This window comes from Nocardioides sp. cx-173 (assembly GCF_021117365.1).
GTDB lineage: Bacteria > Actinomycetota > Actinomycetes > Propionibacteriales > Nocardioidaceae > Nocardioides.
Map to the genome: position 1 here is coordinate 576,327 of NZ_CP088262.1, position 16,984 is coordinate 593,310.

Genomic DNA, 16,984 nt, shown 5'->3' on the forward strand with positions numbered 1-16,984 from the left:
CCGCCCGATCACACCAGCGCCAACGTGCCGAGGTCGCGGATGGCCGCGCAGGAGCGGGCCACCATGGTGGCGAACATCCGGTCGCCACGCGGGCTGCGGGTGCCGTAGGCGCATCCGAACGTCGCCACCAGCGGACCCTGCACCATCGCGAAGCGGTAGTCGTCCCAGCACTGCTCGAGGCTGTGCCCGCCGACGCCGTACGACGTGAGGGCGCGGTGGTAGGCCGCCACCAGGCCGCGCTCGTGGAGGCGCCGGACCTTCGGCGACAGCGAGGTTCCCACGACATAGGCGAGGTCGCGGGCGGGCAGGCCGAGCGAGAGGGTCTGCCAGTCCAGGGCGACCGAGCCGCGGGCGCCGTCGGGGTGGAACATCAGGTTGTCGAGGCGGTAGTCGCCGTGCACCAACGCGAAGCGCTCGCTGCGGGCGTAGCTCCACGGCCCGACGACCTCGGCGACCGCGCGCAGCGTGGCGACGTCCTCGGCCGAGAGCAGGTCGCCGAGCCCGTCGACGAACAGCTCGGTGGTCGACGGGGCGAGCTCGGCCAGCAGGTCGATCTGGTCCGCCGGTGTCAGCGCGAGATGGTCGAAGTCCTCGAGCGTGGGATCGCACCAGCGCGGCCCGTGCAGGCCGGCGAGGTTGACCACCGCGTCGTGCGCCTGCTCGACGGTGCAGCCGGCCACCTGGTCGCCCTGCCGCATCGGCGCCAGGTCCTCCAGCACCAGCACGAAGTCCCCGGAGTCGGGGGTCACCGCCGCGTAGTGGCACGCCGGCACGCGCACGGCCACGGTCGGCGCGATGTCGGCGTAGAAGACCAGCTCGCCGCGGTAGGCGCCCGCCAGCAGGTCGCGCGAGGCCGGGTCCGAGGCCGGCAGCTTGACCAGCACGGACGCCGGGACGCCGCCGTCGCCGGTGAGCGTGAGCCGGAAGCAGGTGCCGATCTGACCGGTCCCGACCGCGGAGGCGACCGCGTCGTCGACCCGGCCGCCGAGCGCCTCGGAGAGCCAGTCGGGGGTCAGTGCCGCGGCCTCGGTGACGACGCCGGCGCTCATCGCGCCCACCCGGGGTTGGTCGGCAGCGCGTCGAAGCGACCGACCGGCCGCAGCCCCCGGTACGCCGACACGACCGGGGCCAGCTCCGTGGGCGTCGCGCCGTGCAGGACGACGCTGTCGGCCCCCGCGTCGAGCTGGTCGAGCACCCGCCGCGCGCACGCGTCCGCGGACCCGGTCGCCGAGGCCGCCAGCCACTCGGCGGGCAGCACCTCGTCGCGCAGGTAGGTCAGCTGCTCGGTGGTCCCGACCGCGTCGAACGCGCCGGCGTAGCCCTGCACGAGGCGGTCCTCCCGGAAGCGCCGCAGGTCCGCGGGGTCCCAGCCGTTGGCGCGCACCAGCACCTCGCCGTACCCCTGCAGGTACGTCGCCAGCCGTCCCACCAGCTTGCGCAGCCGCTGCTCCTCGGGGATCGACTCCTCGACGACGGCCAGCACCGCCCAGATCCGTACGGCGGCCGGGTCGCGGCCGGCGGCGGCGGCCGACTCGCGGACCAGGCGCACCGAGCGGGCCAGCGTCTCGTCGCCGAGGAACGTGTGCAGCACGACCCCGTCGGCCACGCGGCCGGCGAGCGCGAGCGACTTCGGCCCGATCGCCATCATCAGCACCGGGATGTGCTCGTCGAAGCCGCTGTCCTGGCTGAGGTAGGGGTAGCTCCCGGCCGGGCCCTCGTGGCCGAACGCCTCGCCGTGCCAGAGCCGGCGGTAGATCCCGACGGCGTCGGCCAGCTGGGCGCCGGTGACGCGGGGGAGCCCCATGACGTCGAAGAGCAGGTCGAAGCCGCGGCCCAGCCCGAGGGCGTAGCGCCCGCCGCTCATCCGGTGCAGCGTCGTGGCCATGGTGGCGGTGACCAGCGGGTGCCGGCTGTTGTGGTTGGTGGCGGCGGTGGCGACGCCGATCGTGGTCGACGCGGCGACCGCCGCTCCGGCGAGCACGGCGGCGTCCTTGACGTTGAACCGCTCGGAGAGGAACACCGACCCGATCCCCAGCCGCTCGGCCTCGCGGACCTCGCCGACCAGGTCGGCCGGACTGGCGCTGTGCCCGGCCAGCCCGTAGCAGGCGAGCTCCGGCAGCTCCTGGGCCGAAGCGACACCCGGTGTGGTGTGCGTCACGTTCGCGGACGCTAGCAGGACTTGACACGTGTCAGGTGAGACCAAGCGAAGTTACCCACTGGTAACGTCTGGTCCCATGAGTCAGGTCCTCACCCTCTGGAACCGCGCGAACGCCCTTCCCGTCCTCGGCGCCGGCGTCGGCCGTCGCGTGTTCTCCCTCGCCTTCGCCCAGAAGGCGCCGTACTTCGCCTCGATCCGCCCGTGCTTCACCGATCTGCGGCCCAACCGGGCCGAGCTGGTGATCCCCAGGCGCCGACGCGTCCACAACCACCTCGGGACGGTGCACGCGATCGCCCTGTGCAACGGCCTCGAGGCGGCGATGGGCGCGCTCGCCGAGGTGACGATCCCGGCCGACAAGCGGTGGATCCCCAAGGGGATGGAGGTCGCCTACACGGCCAAGGCCACCAGCGACATCACGTGCATCGCCGAGACCGACCCCGAGCAGTGGACCTCCGACGACCCGGACCTGCCGGTGCGCGTCCGCGGCCTGCGCGACGACGGCACCGTGGTCATCGAGGGCGTCATCAAGCTGTGGGTGACGCCGAGGACGCGCTGACGTCAGATGGTCCCGCCGGTGTTCTCGCCACCCTGCATGTTGCCGATCCGGGTGACGTCCAGGGGGCTCTTCCTCCCGACCAGCTTGTGCTGCAGCCACGTCGCCAAGGCGGTGAGCAGCAGGTTGATGATGATGTAGATGCTGGCGATGACGATCATCGTGGGCACCCGGTTGTCGAACTCCAGGAAGATCTGCTTGTAGATCCGGGTGAGGCCCGGCGCCAGGACGTACTGCCCCAGCGCGGTGTCCTTCAGGGCCACGATGCACTGGCTGATGATCGCGGGCAGCATGATCTTGACCGCCTGCGGCATGAGCACGATGTTCATGACCTGCGTCTTGCGCATGCCGATGGCGTACCCCGCCTCGCGCTGGCCCTTCGGCACGGCGTTGACCCCGGCGCGCAGCACCTCGGCGAGCACCGCGCCGTTGTAGAGGGTCAGCGCGATGACCACGGCCCAGAACGACGAGCCGTTGTTGTTGATGCCCAGCGCGAACCAGGTGAAGACCATGAGCAGCAGGACGGGTACGGCGCGGAAGAACTCGACCACCAGCCATGCCGGCCACCGGACCAGTCGGTGGTCCGAGAGCTTCGCGACGCCGAGCAGGAAGCCGAGCACGCAGGCGCCGATGACCGCCGCCCCCGCCATCTTGAGGGTGTTGAGCAGACCGTCGACGATGATCACGCGGACGTAGTCGGGGGTGACGAAGACCTCCCACTTGTCGCCCTCGAACACCCCGGCGTCGTAGAAGCGCTTGATCACGAAGGCCAGCACCCCGAGGACGGCGAGAAGTCCCAGCACGCCGTAGAGCCGGTGCCGGCGAACGGTGCGTGGCCCGGGTGCGTCGAAGAGCACGGAGTCGCTCACAGGGCCACCCTCCATCGGCGCTCGAGTCTGTAGGAGATGAAGGAGAAGACCTCGACGATCACGATGTAGCCGATCGCGAAGCAGACGAAGATCCCGAACTTCTGGGTGGCGCCGAAGTCGTTGAGCAGACTACGCATGTCGTAGGTCGCCTCGGCGACGCCGAAGACCGCGGCCACCGAGGTGTTCTTGATGAGGGCGATCTGCACGCTCGCCAGCGGCGGCAGTGAAGCGCGGAAGGCGAGCGGCAGGACGACCTGGCGCATGACGCCGCCGAAGGGCAGCCCGATCGCGCGGGCGGCCTCGGCTTGGCCGAGGGGCACCGCGTTGATCCCCGAGCGGAGCGCCTCGCAGACGAACGCCGAGGTGTAGAGGCTCAACGAGGCCACGGCGGCGCCGAACAGCGTCGTGAAGTCGTAGCCGCCGATGCTGACGTCGAGCCACTTGAAGTTGATGCCGAGCGGGGGTGCGGCGAAGGAGAAGAACCCGAACACGATCACCAGGGGGGTGTTGCGCACCACGGTGACGTAGACCGACGCGGCGGTGCGGAGCACGGCGATCGGGCCGACCCGCATGGCGACGAGCAGCGTGCCCAGCACCAGGGAGAGGAAACCCGAGACGAGGAAGAGCGCGAAGGTGTAGCCGAAGGCCTTGAGATAGGCGTCGAAGTTGTCGAGGACGGCCTGCACGGCTCTCCTTCCCAGGTGGTGCGTCCGGGGCGGCGCGTCGCGCCGCCCCGGACGTCAGTGGTCGATCAGGCCGCGGGGCACTCGTCGAGCGCCGGCGGGTCGGGGGTCTCGACGCCCGAGGGGCCGAGCGTGTCCTCGAACGCCTTCGCCCACGAGCCGTCCTCGAAGCTCTCCTCGAGGACGCCGTTGATCCACTCGCACATCTCGGGGTGCTCCAGGCTGTAGCCGACGCCGATGCGCTCCTCGGAGAACTCGTCACCGACGACCTTCAGCTGGCCCTCGTTCTGGGCGGCGAAGCCCGCCAGGATCGAGCCGTCGGTCGACATCGCGGCCACCGTGCCGTCGAGCACCTTCTGCACGCACTCGGAGTAGCTGTCGAAGCCCACACCCTTGGCGCCCTTCTCGTTGATGCGGTCGATCGAGGTCGAGCCCGTCACCGAGCAGACCTCCTGGCCCTTGAGGTCGTCGATGCTCTCGACGTCGCTGTCGGCCGGCACCAGCAGCTGCTGGCCGGTGGTGAAGTACGGGCCGGTCTGGCCGACGACCTGGCGTCGCTCGTCGGTGATCGAGTACGACGCGAGCACCAGGTCGACCTTGCCCTCGGTGAGGAACGGCTCGCGGTTGTCGGAGACCGTCTCCTCCCACGTGGTGGCGTCGGTGTCCTCCGGGTCGATGCCCAGGTCGGCCACCAGCAGCTTGGCGATCTCCACGTCGAAGCCCGAGGGGACGTCGGCGGTCGCGCCCTTGAAGCCCAGGCCCGGCTGGTCGTACTTGACGCCGACGGTGATCTTGCCCGCCTCGGCCAGCTCCTTCATGTAGGTGCCGTCCTCGAAGTCGTCGGCGGCGTTCTCCTTCACCTCGACGTCGTTCCCGCCCTCGTCGTCGCTGCCCGCGTCGCCGCAGGCGGCCAGGCTGAGCGTCAGCCCGAGCACCGCGATCGCGGCCTTGATCCTCGTGTGTCGCATACGCAATCTCCTTCAGTGCTTGAGGATCTTGCCGAGGAAGTCCTTGGCCCGATCGCTCTGGGGGTTGGTGAAGAACTGCTCGGGGGTGTTCTCCTCGACGATCTGGCCGTCGGCCATGAAGAGCACCCGGTCGGCCGCCGTCCGGGCGAAGCCCATCTCGTGGGTGACCACGACCATCGTCATGCCGCGTTCGGCGAGGTCGACCATGACGTCGAGGACCTCTCGGATCATCTCGGGGTCGAGCGCCGAGGTCGGCTCGTCGAAGAGCATGACCTTGGGCTCCATGGCCAGCGCACGGGCGATCGCGACGCGCTGCTGCTGCCCGCCGGAGAGCTGGGCGGGGTACTTGCCGGCCTGCTGGGCGATGCCGACCCGGTCCAGGAGCTCCTTCGCCCGGGCCTCGGCCTCGGCCTTGGGCATCTTGCGGACCTTGATCGGTCCCAGCGTGACGTTCTCGAGGATCGTCTTGTGGGCGAAGAGGTTGAAGCTCTGGAACACCATGCCGACCTCGGCGCGCAGGTTGGCCAGCGCCTTGCCCTCCTGCGGGAGCGGCTGCCCGTCGAGGGTGATCGAGCCCTTGTCGATGGTCTCGAGCCGGTTGATGGCGCGGCACAGCGTCGACTTGCCGGACCCCGACGGCCCGATGACGACGACCACCTCGCCGCGGTGGACGGTGAGGTTGATGTCCTGCAGCACGTGCAGGTCGCCGAACCATTTGTCGACCTTGTCGAGCACGACGAGCGGCTCGCCCGTCTGCGGGGTCCGCTCCTCGTTCTCCAGCGTCGTCATGCCCGGGACCCTAGCGGCCCGTAGTCGCATCGAGCCATCTTGAGACTGTGGTGATGCACACCCGTGACCCTGGCGGGCCCGCACGGCGTCCGCTCTGGGTAGCCTGCAGGCCCATGCCGTTGACCACTCCCCGTCTCGCCGCCGCCGCGCTGCGCCGCCTGCGCGGCGCGCGCCCCGCCGAGCCGGCTCCCGGGCCTGGACGGCCGGAGCGGCCGGCCGGCCCGCCGTCCGCCGCGCCCGCCGGCTCGCTGCGCCTGGACGGCGGCTTCACCGACCGCTTCCCGGGCTTCCTCGACACCAGCCAGACCTCGTCGTACCCGTGGCGGCTCAACCTGCGCCACGAGGCGATCTTCACGATGAACCGGCAGCTCTTCGACGGGGCCCGGGTGCTCGACATCGCCAGCCACGACGGCCGCTGGTCGATGGCCGCGCTGGACGCCGGCGCCGCCCACGTCACCGGCATCGAGGCCCGCCCCGAGCTCGTGGCGCACGCGGGGGAGAACCTCGCCCGCTACGGCGTCACGGCCGACCGCTTCTCCTTCGAGGCCGGGGACGTCTTCGACTTCCTGGCGCGGGAGGGCCATGAGTACGACGTGGTCCTGTGCCTGGGCTTCCTCTACCACACGCTGCGCCACACCGAGCTGCTCGGACGGGCCCGCGACACCGGCGCCCGGCACCTGGTGATCGACACCGAGGTGCACCGCCACCCCGAGACGATCGTGCGCCTCGCGACCGAGCCCGTCGAGCGCGAGGGCAACGCCGTACCCGACGGCTATGCGCCCGGCGACACCGTCATCACCGGCCGCCCCACCCTGTCCGCGCTCGAGCTCCTCGGGCGCTCGACCGGCTTCGAGCTCACCCGCCTGGCCGACTGGGACGGGCTGCTGCGTGACAACCCCGACGCCACCCAGATCAGCGACTACCGCATCGGCCGCCGGCTGACCGCCACCTTCGAGCGTCGCTGACCCGGAGGCCACGTACGCTGGGTCGGTCATGAGCAGCGCGCGCACGTACGAGGTCCGCACCTACGGGTGCCAGATGAACGTCCACGACTCCGAGCGGCTGACCGGCCTGCTCGAGACGGCGGGCTACGTCGCCGCGCCGGCGGACCGCCAGGCAGACGTGGTCGTGTTCAACACCTGCGCCGTGCGCGAGAACGCCGACAACAAGCTCTACGGCAACCTGTCGCACCTGGCGCCGATCAAGGCCGCCAACCCGAACCTGCAGATCGCGGTCGGCGGCTGCCTGGCGCAGAAGGACCGCGAGACGATCACGGCCAGGGCGCCGTACGTCGACGTCGTGTTCGGCACCCACAACATCGGCTCGCTGCCGGTGCTGCTGGAGCGGGCGCGGGTGCAGCAGGAGGCACAGGTCGAGATCCTGGAGTCCCTCGACGTCTTCCCCTCGACGCTGCCGACCAAGCGCGAGTCGGCGTACGCCGCCTGGGTGTCGGTGTCGGTGGGCTGCAACAACACCTGCACGTTCTGCATCGTGCCGGCGCTGCGCGGCAAGGAGAAGGACCGCCGTCCCGGCGAGATCCTCGCCGAGATCGAGGCACTGGTCGCCGAGGGCGTCTCGGAGGTCACGCTGCTGGGGCAGAACGTCAACGCCTACGGGGTGGAGTTTGGCGACCGGCAGGCGTTCTCCAAGCTGCTGCGGGCGTGCGGGTCGGTCGAGGGGCTGGAGCGGGTGCGGTTCACCTCGCCGCACCCCGCGGAGTTCACCGACGACGTCATCGAGGCGATGGCCGAGACCCCCAACGTGATGCCGTCGCTGCACATGCCACTGCAGTCCGGCTCCGACAAGGTCCTCAAGGACATGCGCCGCTCCTACCGCTCCTCGAAGTACCTCGGGATCATCGAGCGGGTCCGCGCCGCCCTGCCCGACGCCGCGATCACCACCGACATCATCGTGGGCTTCCCCGGCGAGACCGAGGCGGACTTCCAGGCCACGCTGGACGTCGTGCGGCAGTCGCGGTTCTCGGGCGCCTTCACCTTCCAGTACTCCAAGCGCCCCGGCACCCCCGCGGCCACGCTGCCGGACCAGGTCCCGCCCGAGGTGGTCAAGGACCGCTACGGGCGCCTGGCCGACCTCGTCAACGAGGTCGCCTGGGAGGAGAACAAGCGCCTCGTCGGCCGCCGCGTCGAGCTGATGGTCGCCGAGGGCGAGGGCCGCAAGGACGCCGCCACGCTGCGCCTGTCCGGCCGGGCCCCCGACAACCGGCTGGTCCACTTCGCCGCCGACTCGCTGGTCGAGAGGCCGCGGCCCGGCGACATGGTCACCGTCGACGTCACGTACGCCGCCCCGCACCACCTGGTCGCGGACGCGCCGGCGACCGTGCGCCGTACCCGCTCGGGGGACGCGTGGGAGGCCCGCCAGGCCCAGCCCTCAGGGGCCGGGGTCTCGCTCGGGATGCCCAGCCTCGGCGTGCCCGCGCCGCTCGCCGACGCCCCGGCCTGCCGCTGATGCCCGCCGACGCCCCCACGATCCTGGCGACCTCCGGCGGCATCGTCGCCGGCGAGCGCACCCGCTGGGAGATCGGTCCCCTCACCCGGCACGCGATCGAGCTGGCCGGCGTGACCGGCCGCGCGCCGCGGGTCTGCTACCTCGGCACCGCCGGCGGCGACTCGACCGAGGGCATCCGCAACTTCTACGACCTGGCGCAGCTGGCCGGGCTGCACGGCTCGCACGTGCAGCTGTTCACGATGCCCAACGTGCCGGACCTGCGCGAGCACCTGCTGTCGCAGGACGTCATCTGGGTGTTCGGTGGCAGCGTCGCCGGCCTGCTGGCGATGTGGGAGCTGCACGGGGTCGGTGAGGTCATGCGTGAGGCCTGGGAGGTCGGAGTCGTCCTCACCGGCGTCTCGGCCGGGTCGATCTGCTGGCACGTCGGCGGCACGACCGACTCCTTCGGCCCGGACCTGCGACCGATCACCAACGGCCTGGCCCTGCTGCCGTACTCCAACGGCGTCCACTACGACTCCGAGGAGCAGCGCCGCCCGCTCTTCCAGTCCCTGGTCGCGGGCGGCACCCTCCCGCCCGGCTACGCCACCGACGACGGCGCCGGCCTGCTCTACCGCGGCACCGAGCTCGTCGAGGCGCTCGCGGAGAACGACCGGGCCGGCGCGTACTTCGTCGACCGCACCGCCGCCGGCGAGGCCGTGGAGACCGAGCTCGACGTACGCCGACTCTGACCTGACCCCCCGGTGGTTGAGGTGCGAGGAGCGCTAGCGACGAGCCTCGAAACCCGGTGAGCCGGGAAGCGGCCTTGGGTACGCGGGGGTGGTTTCGAGGCTCGCTTCGCTCGCACCTCAACCACCGTGTGCTCAGTCGGAGCGGGGGTCCTTGCTGGAGTAGCCGGCCTTGGGCTCGAGGCCCTCGGGCTGGGGCTCCACGTTGCCGGTGGACTGCTCGGGCGGGGTGTCGTCGCCGGGGGCGGGGCGGCCCTCGCTGGTGTCGCGGACGCCGGTGGCGGCGTGCTGTCCCGGGCCGGCGTGGCCCTCGCGCTCGCTGCTGACGCCCAGGTCGCCCGAGGGGTCCTGGTCGGACTCGGTGACGTCGTAGTCGTCGTCGGGGACGTCGGGGCGCCCCTCGTGGCCTGCGGTGCTCATACGGGGTTCTCCCGGTCGGCCTCGTCGGCACCGCCGGTGTTGTCCTCGTCGGACATCTGCTGCGTGGCCTTGGTCGAGGTGTCCTCGTCCTCCTGCACCTCGTCGGGCTCGCCCTGCGTGGCCGGGTTGTCCTGCGGGTCGAGGTCGGCGGGCACCGGGTCGCCGTCCGCGGACTCGCCGTCCACGCCGTCACCGTGGTCGATCGCGTCCACCCCGCCCGGGTTGGGCTCGCCCGGCTCGATCTCCGGGTCGGGCTTGGGGCCGAGGTCTGCGTCAGGCATGGTGACTCCTTGAGAATCCGAAGGTGCTGTACGGGGTCGTGGTACCCGACCTCAGGGCTTGCAACACGGACAGCTCGTGCGGCACGACCGGGTCGGGCAGCGCATCCAGGCGGCACCAGCGCAGCTCGGCGCACTTCTCGGGCTCCACGATGCGCGGCTCGCCGGTCCACGAGCGCGCGGTGAAGAAGAAGTCCACGCGCTCGTCGATCGGGTCGGCGTGCCGGGTGCGCTGCATCGTGGTCACGAACTCCAGCGCCAGGTCGGCCACCGCGATCTCCTCGGCGGCCTCGCGGTGCGCCGCGTCGTACGCCGTCTCGCCGCGCTCGACGTGGCCGGCCGCGGCCGCGGCCCAGTGGTCGTCCATGTAGCCGGTGTTCTGGCGCAGCTGCAGCAGCACCTCGGGGCCGAAGATGCCGTCGCGCAGCAGGAAGACGTACGCCGCCGGGACGACCACGAAGCGGCCGTGAGTGGGGTCCGGGCTCACTGCGACGGCTGGTCCTCGCTCGTGCCGGCGTTCTCCTCCTGGAGCGGCCCGGTGTGGCCCGCGTCGTCCTCGTCGGGGAGGTCGCTGTCGTGGGCTCCGGGGAGCGCCGCGCCGGGCTCGAGGTCGGGGGTGCTGTCGTCGGCGGATGCCTCGCTCACCGCGGGCCGTCGTTCTTGCCGTCGAGCCGGTCCAGGCCGTCCTTCGCCTTGGCCTGGGCCTTGGCGATCTTGTCGGCGTGCTTGCCGCCGGTGCGCTGGTCGGCGGCCGCGGCCGCCTTGTCGATGCCGTCGGAGATCTTGTCCCCGTGCTTGTCGACGGCGTCGGCCAGCTTCTTCTTCGCGTCGTCCAGGAAGCTCATGGTGGTCCTCCGAGTGGGGGATGGTGGTCACTTGCCACACTAGCCACATGCCCCTTCCGCCCATCGTCGCGCTCGTGGGCGCGACGGCCTCGGGCAAGACGGGGCTCTCGCTGGACCTCGCGGAGGCGCTGGGCGGCGAGGTGGTCAACACCGACGCGATGCAGGTCTACCGCGGCATGGACATCGGCACCGCGAAGGTCCCGCCGGCCGAGCGCCGCGGCATCCCGCACCATCTGCTCGACCTGCTCTCGGTCCGTGAGCCGCTGAGCGTCGCGCACTTCCAGGAGCAGGCCCGCGAGACCAGCGCGCAACTGCGTGCGGCCGGCACCGTCCCGGTCCTCGTGGGCGGCAGCGCGCTCTACACACGGGCGGTGCTGGACCGCTTCGACTTCCCGGCCACCGACGAGGTCGTCCGCGCGCGCTGGGAGGCCGAGCTCGCGTCGGTGGGGCCGGCGGCGCTGCACGCCCGGCTGGCGCTCGTCGACCCCGTGGCGGCCGCCAAGATGAGCCCCGGCAACGGGCGCCGCGTGGTCCGCGCCCTCGAGGTCATCGAGCTCACCGGTCGTCCCTACGCCGCCTCGCTCCCGGCGCTGGAGTACGCCGACCCCGCCACGGTCCAGGTCGGGCTGAGCATCGACCGGCCGACCCTGGACCTGCGCATCCAGCAGCGCGTCGACGAGATGTTCGACCGGGGCCTGGTCGCGGAGGTCGAGCGGCTCCTCGACGAGGGGCTGGCCGAGGGCCCCACGGCCTCGCGCGCGATCGGCTACCGCGAGGTCATGGCCCACCTGGCCGGTGAGCTCACCCTGGCCGAGGCGCGCGAGCGGACCTTCATCGCGACCCGGCGCTTCTCGCGGCGCCAGGACTCGTGGTTCACCAAGGACCCGCGCATCGTGTGGGTGCCCTTCGACGCCCCCGACCGGGTGGAGCAGGCGCTGGCGGCGGTTCAGCGCACGACGTCGTAGACCGCGTGCACTGCGGTGGCGGACGCCCGTACGTGGCGCACTCATCGCAGCAAGAACGGTCGGGCACTCGGGTGCCGGGCCGGTCCACACTGGACGGCATGGAGGCACGGGACCGGCTGCGCGAGCTGCTCGACGCCGTGCTCGACGAGGAGCACCGCACGCTCGACGACATGGCCGGCAGCGCGTACTCCTCGCCGTACCACTTCAGCCGTCAGCTCAGCCGCGGTGCCGGGGAGCCGCCGGTCGCGATGCGCAGGCGCGTGCTGCTCGAGCGCGCGGCCTGGCGGCTGCGGCACGGCACGTCGGTCACGGACGCGGCGTTCGAGGCGGGCTACGAGTCCGTCGAAGGCTTCAGCCGCGCGTTCCGCCGCGCGTTCGGCTGCGCGCCCAGCGAGCTGTCCGGACAGGCGGCCGGGCAGACGGCCGCACGGGGCCACTGGCTCCCGGCCCCCAACGGCATCCACTTCCACCCGCCCACCTCGCTGTGGGTCCACACCCAGGAGCAGTCGATGAACCCGATGGCCGAGCTGATGCTCGAGCACGACCTCGCCGACACCCGCGCGCTGCTGGAGCGCGCCAAGGGGCTCAGTGAGGAGGACTACCGTCACGACCGCCTGCCCGGCCACACGGTTCTCAGCTGGGACGGTGAGGAGGCGTCGCTGGCCGCGGTGCTGGAGCACCAGGTGCGCAGCAAGGAGGTGTGGCTGGCGGCCATCGAGGGCGCGGACATGCCACACAGCGAGGGCGACGACGCAGCCTCCCTGCTCGCCCGCCACGACCGGGTGGCCCCGCGCTGGCTGGCCGCCGTGCGCGACATCGACCGGCGTGGCGCCTGGGGCGACACGCTCATCGACGCGCTGTGCGACCCGCCGGAGAGCTTCGTGCTGAGCAGCGTGGTCGCCCACGTGCTGACCTACGGCGCGCACCGCCGCCAGCTCGCGCGCCAGCTGCTGCGCGCCGCCGGCCACGACGTCGACCAGGGTGACCCGATCGAGTGGCTCAGGGGCCGGGCGGGGGTGGCGTGATGGTGCGCACGACCTACTACACCGCCACGACCCTCGACGGCTTCATCGCCGACGAGCGCGACTCCCTCGACTGGCTCCTGGTGCAGGACAACGACGAGTCCGGCCCCCTCAACTACCAGGACTTCATCGCCGACATCGGCGCGATCGCGATGGGCGCCACGACGTACGAGTGGGGCGTGGCCCACTGCGCCAGGACCGGCGAGAAGTGGCCCTACGACATGCCCTCGTGGGTGTTCACCCACCGTGACCTGGACCCGATCGGCGAGGGCATCACGTTCACCTCCGCCCCGGTCCCCGAGGTCCACGCTGAGATGACCGCTGCGGCAGGCGGCAAGGGACTCTGGGTCGTCGGCGGGGGAGACCTGGCCGGCCAGTTCGCGGATGCGGGTCTGCTCGACGAGATCGTCACCTACATCGCGCCGGTCACGCTCGGCGCGGGGCGGCCGGTCTTCCCGCGCCGCTACGAGCTCAAGCTCGTCGAGCTGGCCCAGAACCAGGCGTTCGCGTGCGCCCGCTACGAGGTGGTGGGACCGCCTAGGCTGTGGGCGTGAGCTACCCCTTCCTCAAGGGCCACGGCACCGAGAACGACTTCGTCCTGCTGCCCGACCACGACGGCAGCGTGCACGGCGACCTGGACCCCGCCCGGGTCCGGGCGCTGTGCGACCGCCGCGCCGGCATCGGCGGCGACGGCGTGCTGCGCGTCGTACGCCGTGACGGCCTCTGGTTCATGGACTACCGCAACTCCGACGGGTCCCTCTCGGAGATGTGCGGCAACGGCATCCGGGTCTTCGGCCGCTACCTCGTCGACGAGGGCCTGGTCGACCCCGCGGAGCCGCTGGAGGTCGACACCCGCGACGGGGTCAAGGTCCTGACCTTCGACGGCGACCTGGTCACCGTGGACATGGGCACGCCGAAGGTGCTCGGCGAGACGGAGGTGTCCGTGCCGGGCCGCACCTGGACCGCCACCCACGTCGACGTCGGCAACCCGCACGCGGTCGCGTTCGTCGACGACCTCGCCGAGGCCGGGCCGCTGCTCGAGGCGCCCACCCACGACGAGGCGGTCTACCCCGACGGCGTCAACGTCGAGTTCGTCGTACGCCGGGGCGCGGCCCACGTCGCGATGCGGGTGCACGAGCGCGGGTCGGGCGAGACCCGCTCGTGTGGCACCGGCGCCTGCGCGGTGATGGTCGCCGCCGCCGAGGTCGACGCGGCGTCGCGCGACACGGCGTACCGGGTCGACGTGCCGGGCGGCACGCTGTCGATCGCCTGGACCGCCGACGACCGGATCCTGATGACCGGCCCCGCGGTGCTCGTGGCCCGGGGGACCACCGACCTCTGAGGGTCGCTACTACAGTCCGGTCCATGGAACTCACCGGATCTTCTGCCATCGTCACCGGCGGCGCCTCGGGCATCGGCGCGGCCGCCGCACGCGCGCTCGCCGCGAAGGGGGCCACCGTGGTGGTCGCCGACCTCCAGGCCGACAAGGGCGAGGCCCTGGCCGAGGAGATCAAGGGCGTCTTCGCCCAGGTCGACGTCACCCAGACCGACCAGATCACCGCCGCGGTCGAGGCCGCCGCCGACATCGCGCCGCTTCGCGCGGTCGTCAACTCCGCCGGGATCGGCTGGGCGCAGCGCACCATCGGTCGCGACGGCCAGCTGGAGTCCGCGCACTCGCTGGAGGCGTTCACCAAGGTCGTGCAGATCAACCTGATCGGCACCTTCGACATGGTGCGCCAGGCCGCCACCGTGATGAGCCGCAACGAGCCCGACGAGGACGGCTGCCGCGGCGCCATCGTCAACCTCGCGAGCGTGGCGGCGTTCGACGGCCAGATCGGCCAGGCGTCGTACTCCGCCTCCAAGGGCGGCGTCGTCGGCATGACCCTCCCGGTCGCCCGCGACCTGTCCGCCTCCGGCATCCGCCTCAACACCGTCGCGCCGGGCCTCATCGACACCCCCATCTACGGCGAGGGCCCGGACGCGGACGCGTTCAAGGAAAACCTCGGCCGCAACGTGCTGTTCCCCAAGCGCCTCGGCACCCCCGACGAGCTGGCCAGCATGGTGATCGAGTGCCTGACCAACGCCTACATGAACGGCGAGGTCGTCCGCGTCGACGGCGGCATCAGGATGCCTCCCAAGTAGCGAGATCCGTCAGGTCCAGCACCAGGTCGGCGCGCTCGGCGACCGCCTCGATGAGCACGCCGTTGGGCCCATCGACCCGCTCCACCCAGGCGCGGGCCTCGGCCGGCGTCTTGCCGAAGCGCATATGGCGCGCGAGCAGCCGCTCGAGCCGCAGGTCCTCATCGGTCACGACGTGCCAGACGGTGTCGAGCTGCGCGCGCACGCGCGGCCACGGCTGCTGGGGCAGCAGCAGGTAGTTGCCCTCGGTCACGACCAGCTCGGCCTCGCCCCGGACCGGCAGCGCCCCCGCCACCGGTTGCTCCAGGTCACGCTCGAACATCGGCGCCAGGACCAGGTCCTCGCGGTCGCGCACGCGGCGCAGCAGGGCCGCGTAGCCCAGGACGTCGAAGGTCTCCGCCGCTCCCTTGGCCTGGCGCAGGCCGCGCCGCTCGAGCTCGACGTCGGCGAGGTGGAAGCCGTCCATCGGTACGACGGTCGCGCCGTGGCGGGCGGCCAGCAGCGCGGCCAGCGTGGACTTCCCGGCGCCCGGGGCTCCGGTCAGGCCCAGCATCCGACCGGCCGCGGGCAGCAGCCCGGGCAGCTCGTGAGCATCGGGGGAGAGGCGCAGCACGCCCCCAGTCTTACGCCGCGCGGCCCATCCGCGCGAGCAGCCGGACCTGGCGGGGGGCGTCGTCGGGGACGTCGAGCGCCGGCTGGCAGATGCCCTCGCCGTAGAGCTGGTCGCCGAAGCCGTCCAGGGCGGTCTCGATCCGGTCCATCTCGGCGTCGTCCCACTGGACGTCGCGGCCGAGCGCCCGCGCGATGTCCCAGTGGTGGACCAGCAGGTCGAAACCGTAGAAGCGCGCGAGGGTGTCGGCGACGGTGGTGCGGCCGAAGTAGCCGTCGTACTCGCGGGTGACGAAGGCGTCGTCGGCGACCGCGCGGCGTACGGCGTCGGTGTGGGCGGCCCACACCTCCTCGGGCGTGCCGCTCGGACGGGGGCCGAGGTCGGCGTCGCGCTCGGCCAGGAAGCTGCGCTGGGTGTCGACGACGTGGTCGACGACGTCCGCGGCGCTCCAGCCCTCGCAGGGGCTGGGGGCCGACCAGTCTGCGTCGGCGGCGGAGGCGAGCAGGGCGGAGAGGCGGTCGGCGTCGGCGAGGTAGGAGTCGGTGAGCTCGGTCATGGCTCCACTGTGTCACCCGGCTGTCGGTCGGGTCTGGTAGGAATCCGACATGCTCGAGGGACCGGGACGGCCGCGCCAGGTCGATCCCGTCGAGCGCGCGCACCTGCGCGATGCCCAGGGCTTCAGCCCACCGGTGCACCGGTTCGCGCCGTCCTCCGCGCTCGCCGACGTCGTCCGCCGCTACTGGCTGCCGGTCTGGTCGCTGCCACCCGGGCGGACCACGGTGCAGCGGGTCCTGCAGTACCCCGTCTGCCTCCTGGTGGTCGCCCACGACTACGCCAGGATCGTCGGGCCGGCGTCCGGGCTCTCGACCAAGGAGCTCTCGGGCTCGGGCTGGGCGGCCGGCGCGATGCTGATGCCCGCGACCGGCTCGCTGCTCCTGGGCGGGCCCGTGACCATCACCGACTCCCAGGTCGACCTGTCCACGCTCTCGACCCTGGACGGCCCCGCGCTCACCGCCACTGTCCGCGCCGCGATGGCACCCGCACCCGACGACCCCGAGCGGCAGCGGGCCGCCGTGCTCGCCATCGAGGGCGCCCTGGCCGCGCTGGTGCCGCTCGACGAGGAGAGCCAGCTGATCAACGCCGTCGTCGAGTACGTCGAAGGCGACCCGCGGGTGCAGCGCGTCGGCCAGATCTGCGAGAAGTTCGCGCTGACCGAGCGCACCCTGCAGCGCCTGGTCGCGCGACGCATCGGGCTGAGCCCGAAGTGGCTGATCCAGCGGCGCCGGCTGCACGAGGCCGCGGAGCTGCTCACCGCCGAGGGAGACGTCGACCTGGCCCGCGTCGCCGCCGAGCTCGGCTACACCGACCAGGCCCACTTCGGCCGCGACTGGCGCCGGGTCACCGGCGTCACCCCGCGCGCCTACGCCGCCCAGCGGCGACCGTCGTAGGGGCCAGGGCCGAAACCGGTTAGCGCACTCACCGCCGCCGACCTAG

General features: G+C 72.1%; 23 protein-coding genes. 10 read left to right on the forward strand and 13 right to left on the reverse strand.

Annotation, left to right across the window (positions count from 1 at the left end; translation table 11 throughout):
- Nucleotides 1–8: 8 nt before the first annotated feature.
- Together LQ940_RS02685 and LQ940_RS02690 are read right to left on the reverse strand one after the other, a co-directional pair.
- Nucleotides 9–1,049 (reverse strand): phosphotransferase family protein, encoded by a 1,041-nt coding sequence (locus LQ940_RS02685; protein WP_231244804.1) that lies wholly within the window; start codon nucleotides 1,047–1,049, stop codon nucleotides 9–11.
- Nucleotides 1,046–2,158 carry a TIGR03857 family LLM class F420-dependent oxidoreductase gene (locus tag LQ940_RS02690; RefSeq protein ID WP_231244805.1) on the reverse strand — a complete coding sequence of 371 codons (1,113 nt, stop codon included), beginning with the start codon at nucleotides 2,156–2,158 and terminating at the stop codon, nucleotides 1,046–1,048. Before LQ940_RS02690 ends, LQ940_RS02685 begins: the two co-directional genes overlap by 4 nt.
- 76 nt (nucleotides 2,159–2,234) lie before the next feature.
- Between LQ940_RS02690 and LQ940_RS02695 the strand changes: the two genes are divergently transcribed.
- On the forward strand, nucleotides 2,235–2,714 hold the full coding sequence (locus LQ940_RS02695) for a hotdog fold domain-containing protein (RefSeq protein ID WP_231244806.1): 480 nt from the start codon (nucleotides 2,235–2,237) through the stop codon (nucleotides 2,712–2,714).
- A gap of 2 nt (nucleotides 2,715–2,716) precedes the next feature.
- Here LQ940_RS02695 and LQ940_RS02700 read toward each other — a convergent pair whose 3' ends face one another.
- From LQ940_RS02700 to LQ940_RS02715, 4 genes are all read right to left on the reverse strand, one after another.
- A complete protein-coding gene (locus tag LQ940_RS02700; protein ID WP_231244807.1) occupies nucleotides 2,717–3,580 on the reverse strand; it encodes an amino acid ABC transporter permease in 864 nt (287 codons plus the stop codon).
- Nucleotides 3,577–4,266: an amino acid ABC transporter permease gene (locus LQ940_RS02705; protein WP_231244808.1), complete on the reverse strand. Its 690-nt coding sequence runs from the start codon at nucleotides 4,264–4,266 to the stop codon at nucleotides 3,577–3,579. Before LQ940_RS02705 ends, LQ940_RS02700 begins: the two co-directional genes overlap by 4 nt.
- 65 nt (nucleotides 4,267–4,331) lie before the next feature.
- A complete protein-coding gene (locus LQ940_RS02710; RefSeq protein ID WP_231244809.1) occupies nucleotides 4,332–5,231 on the reverse strand; it encodes a glutamate ABC transporter substrate-binding protein in 900 nt (299 codons plus the stop codon).
- Between the two features lie 12 nt (nucleotides 5,232–5,243).
- Nucleotides 5,244–6,020 carry an amino acid ABC transporter ATP-binding protein gene (locus LQ940_RS02715; protein ID WP_231244810.1) on the reverse strand — a complete coding sequence of 259 codons (777 nt, stop codon included), beginning with the start codon at nucleotides 6,018–6,020 and terminating at the stop codon, nucleotides 5,244–5,246.
- A gap of 113 nt (nucleotides 6,021–6,133) precedes the next feature.
- On the opposite strand from LQ940_RS02715, the gene LQ940_RS02720 reads away from it, so the two are divergent.
- Genes LQ940_RS02720 through LQ940_RS02730 form a run of 3 tightly spaced genes read left to right on the forward strand, consistent with a single transcriptional unit; the run spans nucleotide 6,134 to nucleotide 9,214 of the window.
- Nucleotides 6,134–6,985, forward strand: coding sequence for a class I SAM-dependent methyltransferase (locus tag LQ940_RS02720; protein WP_231244811.1), 852 nt, complete (start codon nucleotides 6,134–6,136; stop codon nucleotides 6,983–6,985).
- 28 nt (nucleotides 6,986–7,013) lie between these two features.
- Complete coding sequence (gene miaB, locus LQ940_RS02725) at nucleotides 7,014–8,486, forward strand: tRNA (N6-isopentenyl adenosine(37)-C2)-methylthiotransferase MiaB (protein ID WP_231244812.1); 1,473 nt, start codon at nucleotides 7,014–7,016, stop codon at nucleotides 8,484–8,486.
- On the forward strand, nucleotides 8,486–9,214 hold the full coding sequence (locus LQ940_RS02730; protein WP_231244813.1) for a peptidase E: 729 nt from the start codon (nucleotides 8,486–8,488) through the stop codon (nucleotides 9,212–9,214). Before miaB ends, LQ940_RS02730 begins: the two co-directional genes overlap by 1 nt.
- 132 nt (nucleotides 9,215–9,346) lie before the next feature.
- Here LQ940_RS02730 and LQ940_RS02735 read toward each other — a convergent pair whose 3' ends face one another.
- From LQ940_RS02735 to LQ940_RS02755, 5 genes are read right to left on the reverse strand one after another with little or no spacing between them, the layout of a single operon-like run.
- Nucleotides 9,347–9,631 (reverse strand): hypothetical protein, encoded by a 285-nt coding sequence (locus LQ940_RS02735; RefSeq protein WP_231244814.1) that lies wholly within the window; start codon nucleotides 9,629–9,631, stop codon nucleotides 9,347–9,349.
- Nucleotides 9,628–9,912 (reverse strand): hypothetical protein, encoded by a 285-nt coding sequence (locus LQ940_RS02740; RefSeq protein WP_231244815.1) that lies wholly within the window; start codon nucleotides 9,910–9,912, stop codon nucleotides 9,628–9,630. The genes LQ940_RS02735 and LQ940_RS02740 overlap by 4 nt, the downstream gene beginning before the upstream one ends.
- The gene (locus LQ940_RS02745) at nucleotides 9,905–10,396 is read right to left on the reverse strand and encodes an NUDIX hydrolase (protein WP_231244816.1); all 492 of its coding nucleotides are present in this window, start codon (nucleotides 10,394–10,396) and stop codon (nucleotides 9,905–9,907) included. The genes LQ940_RS02740 and LQ940_RS02745 overlap by 8 nt, the downstream gene beginning before the upstream one ends.
- Nucleotides 10,393–10,554 carry a hypothetical protein gene (locus tag LQ940_RS02750; RefSeq protein WP_231244817.1) on the reverse strand — a complete coding sequence of 54 codons (162 nt, stop codon included), beginning with the start codon at nucleotides 10,552–10,554 and terminating at the stop codon, nucleotides 10,393–10,395. Before LQ940_RS02750 ends, LQ940_RS02745 begins: the two co-directional genes overlap by 4 nt.
- Nucleotides 10,551–10,754 carry an antitoxin gene (locus LQ940_RS02755; protein ID WP_231244818.1) on the reverse strand — a complete coding sequence of 68 codons (204 nt, stop codon included), beginning with the start codon at nucleotides 10,752–10,754 and terminating at the stop codon, nucleotides 10,551–10,553. Before LQ940_RS02755 ends, LQ940_RS02750 begins: the two co-directional genes overlap by 4 nt.
- Nucleotides 10,755–10,801: 47 nt before the next feature.
- Here LQ940_RS02755 and miaA point away from each other — a divergent pair, with 47 nt between their 5' ends.
- The 5 genes from miaA to LQ940_RS02780 all read left to right on the forward strand — a co-directional run bounded on the left by miaA (nucleotide 10,802) and on the right by LQ940_RS02780 (nucleotide 14,883).
- The gene (gene miaA, locus LQ940_RS02760; RefSeq protein WP_231244819.1) at nucleotides 10,802–11,719 is read left to right on the forward strand and encodes a tRNA (adenosine(37)-N6)-dimethylallyltransferase MiaA; all 918 of its coding nucleotides are present in this window, start codon (nucleotides 10,802–10,804) and stop codon (nucleotides 11,717–11,719) included.
- A gap of 98 nt (nucleotides 11,720–11,817) precedes the next feature.
- A complete protein-coding gene (locus tag LQ940_RS02765; RefSeq protein ID WP_231244820.1) occupies nucleotides 11,818–12,744 on the forward strand; it encodes a helix-turn-helix domain-containing protein in 927 nt (308 codons plus the stop codon).
- Nucleotides 12,744–13,295: a dihydrofolate reductase family protein gene (locus LQ940_RS02770; RefSeq protein WP_231244821.1), complete on the forward strand. Its 552-nt coding sequence runs from the start codon at nucleotides 12,744–12,746 to the stop codon at nucleotides 13,293–13,295. Before LQ940_RS02765 ends, LQ940_RS02770 begins: the two co-directional genes overlap by 1 nt.
- Nucleotides 13,292–14,083: a diaminopimelate epimerase gene (gene dapF, locus LQ940_RS02775; RefSeq protein WP_231244822.1), complete on the forward strand. Its 792-nt coding sequence runs from the start codon at nucleotides 13,292–13,294 to the stop codon at nucleotides 14,081–14,083. Before LQ940_RS02770 ends, dapF begins: the two co-directional genes overlap by 4 nt.
- 23 nt (nucleotides 14,084–14,106) lie before the next feature.
- Nucleotides 14,107–14,883 (forward strand): SDR family oxidoreductase, encoded by a 777-nt coding sequence (locus LQ940_RS02780; protein WP_231244823.1) that lies wholly within the window; start codon nucleotides 14,107–14,109, stop codon nucleotides 14,881–14,883.
- Here LQ940_RS02780 and LQ940_RS02785 read toward each other — a convergent pair.
- Both LQ940_RS02785 and LQ940_RS02790 read right to left on the reverse strand, forming a co-directional pair.
- Nucleotides 14,864–15,493, reverse strand: a complete 630-nt coding sequence (locus LQ940_RS02785; protein WP_231244824.1) for a nucleoside/nucleotide kinase family protein — start codon at nucleotides 15,491–15,493, stop codon at nucleotides 14,864–14,866. The genes LQ940_RS02780 and LQ940_RS02785 overlap by 20 nt on opposite strands.
- Nucleotides 15,494–15,503: 10 nt before the next feature.
- Nucleotides 15,504–16,046 carry a TIGR03086 family metal-binding protein gene (locus tag LQ940_RS02790; RefSeq protein ID WP_231244825.1) on the reverse strand — a complete coding sequence of 181 codons (543 nt, stop codon included), beginning with the start codon at nucleotides 16,044–16,046 and terminating at the stop codon, nucleotides 15,504–15,506.
- Nucleotides 16,047–16,095: 49 nt separating this feature from the next.
- Between LQ940_RS02790 and LQ940_RS02795 the strand changes: the two genes are divergently transcribed.
- Complete coding sequence (locus LQ940_RS02795) at nucleotides 16,096–16,938, forward strand: helix-turn-helix domain-containing protein (protein WP_231244826.1); 843 nt, start codon at nucleotides 16,096–16,098, stop codon at nucleotides 16,936–16,938.
- Nucleotides 16,939–16,984: the final 46 nt, after the last annotated feature.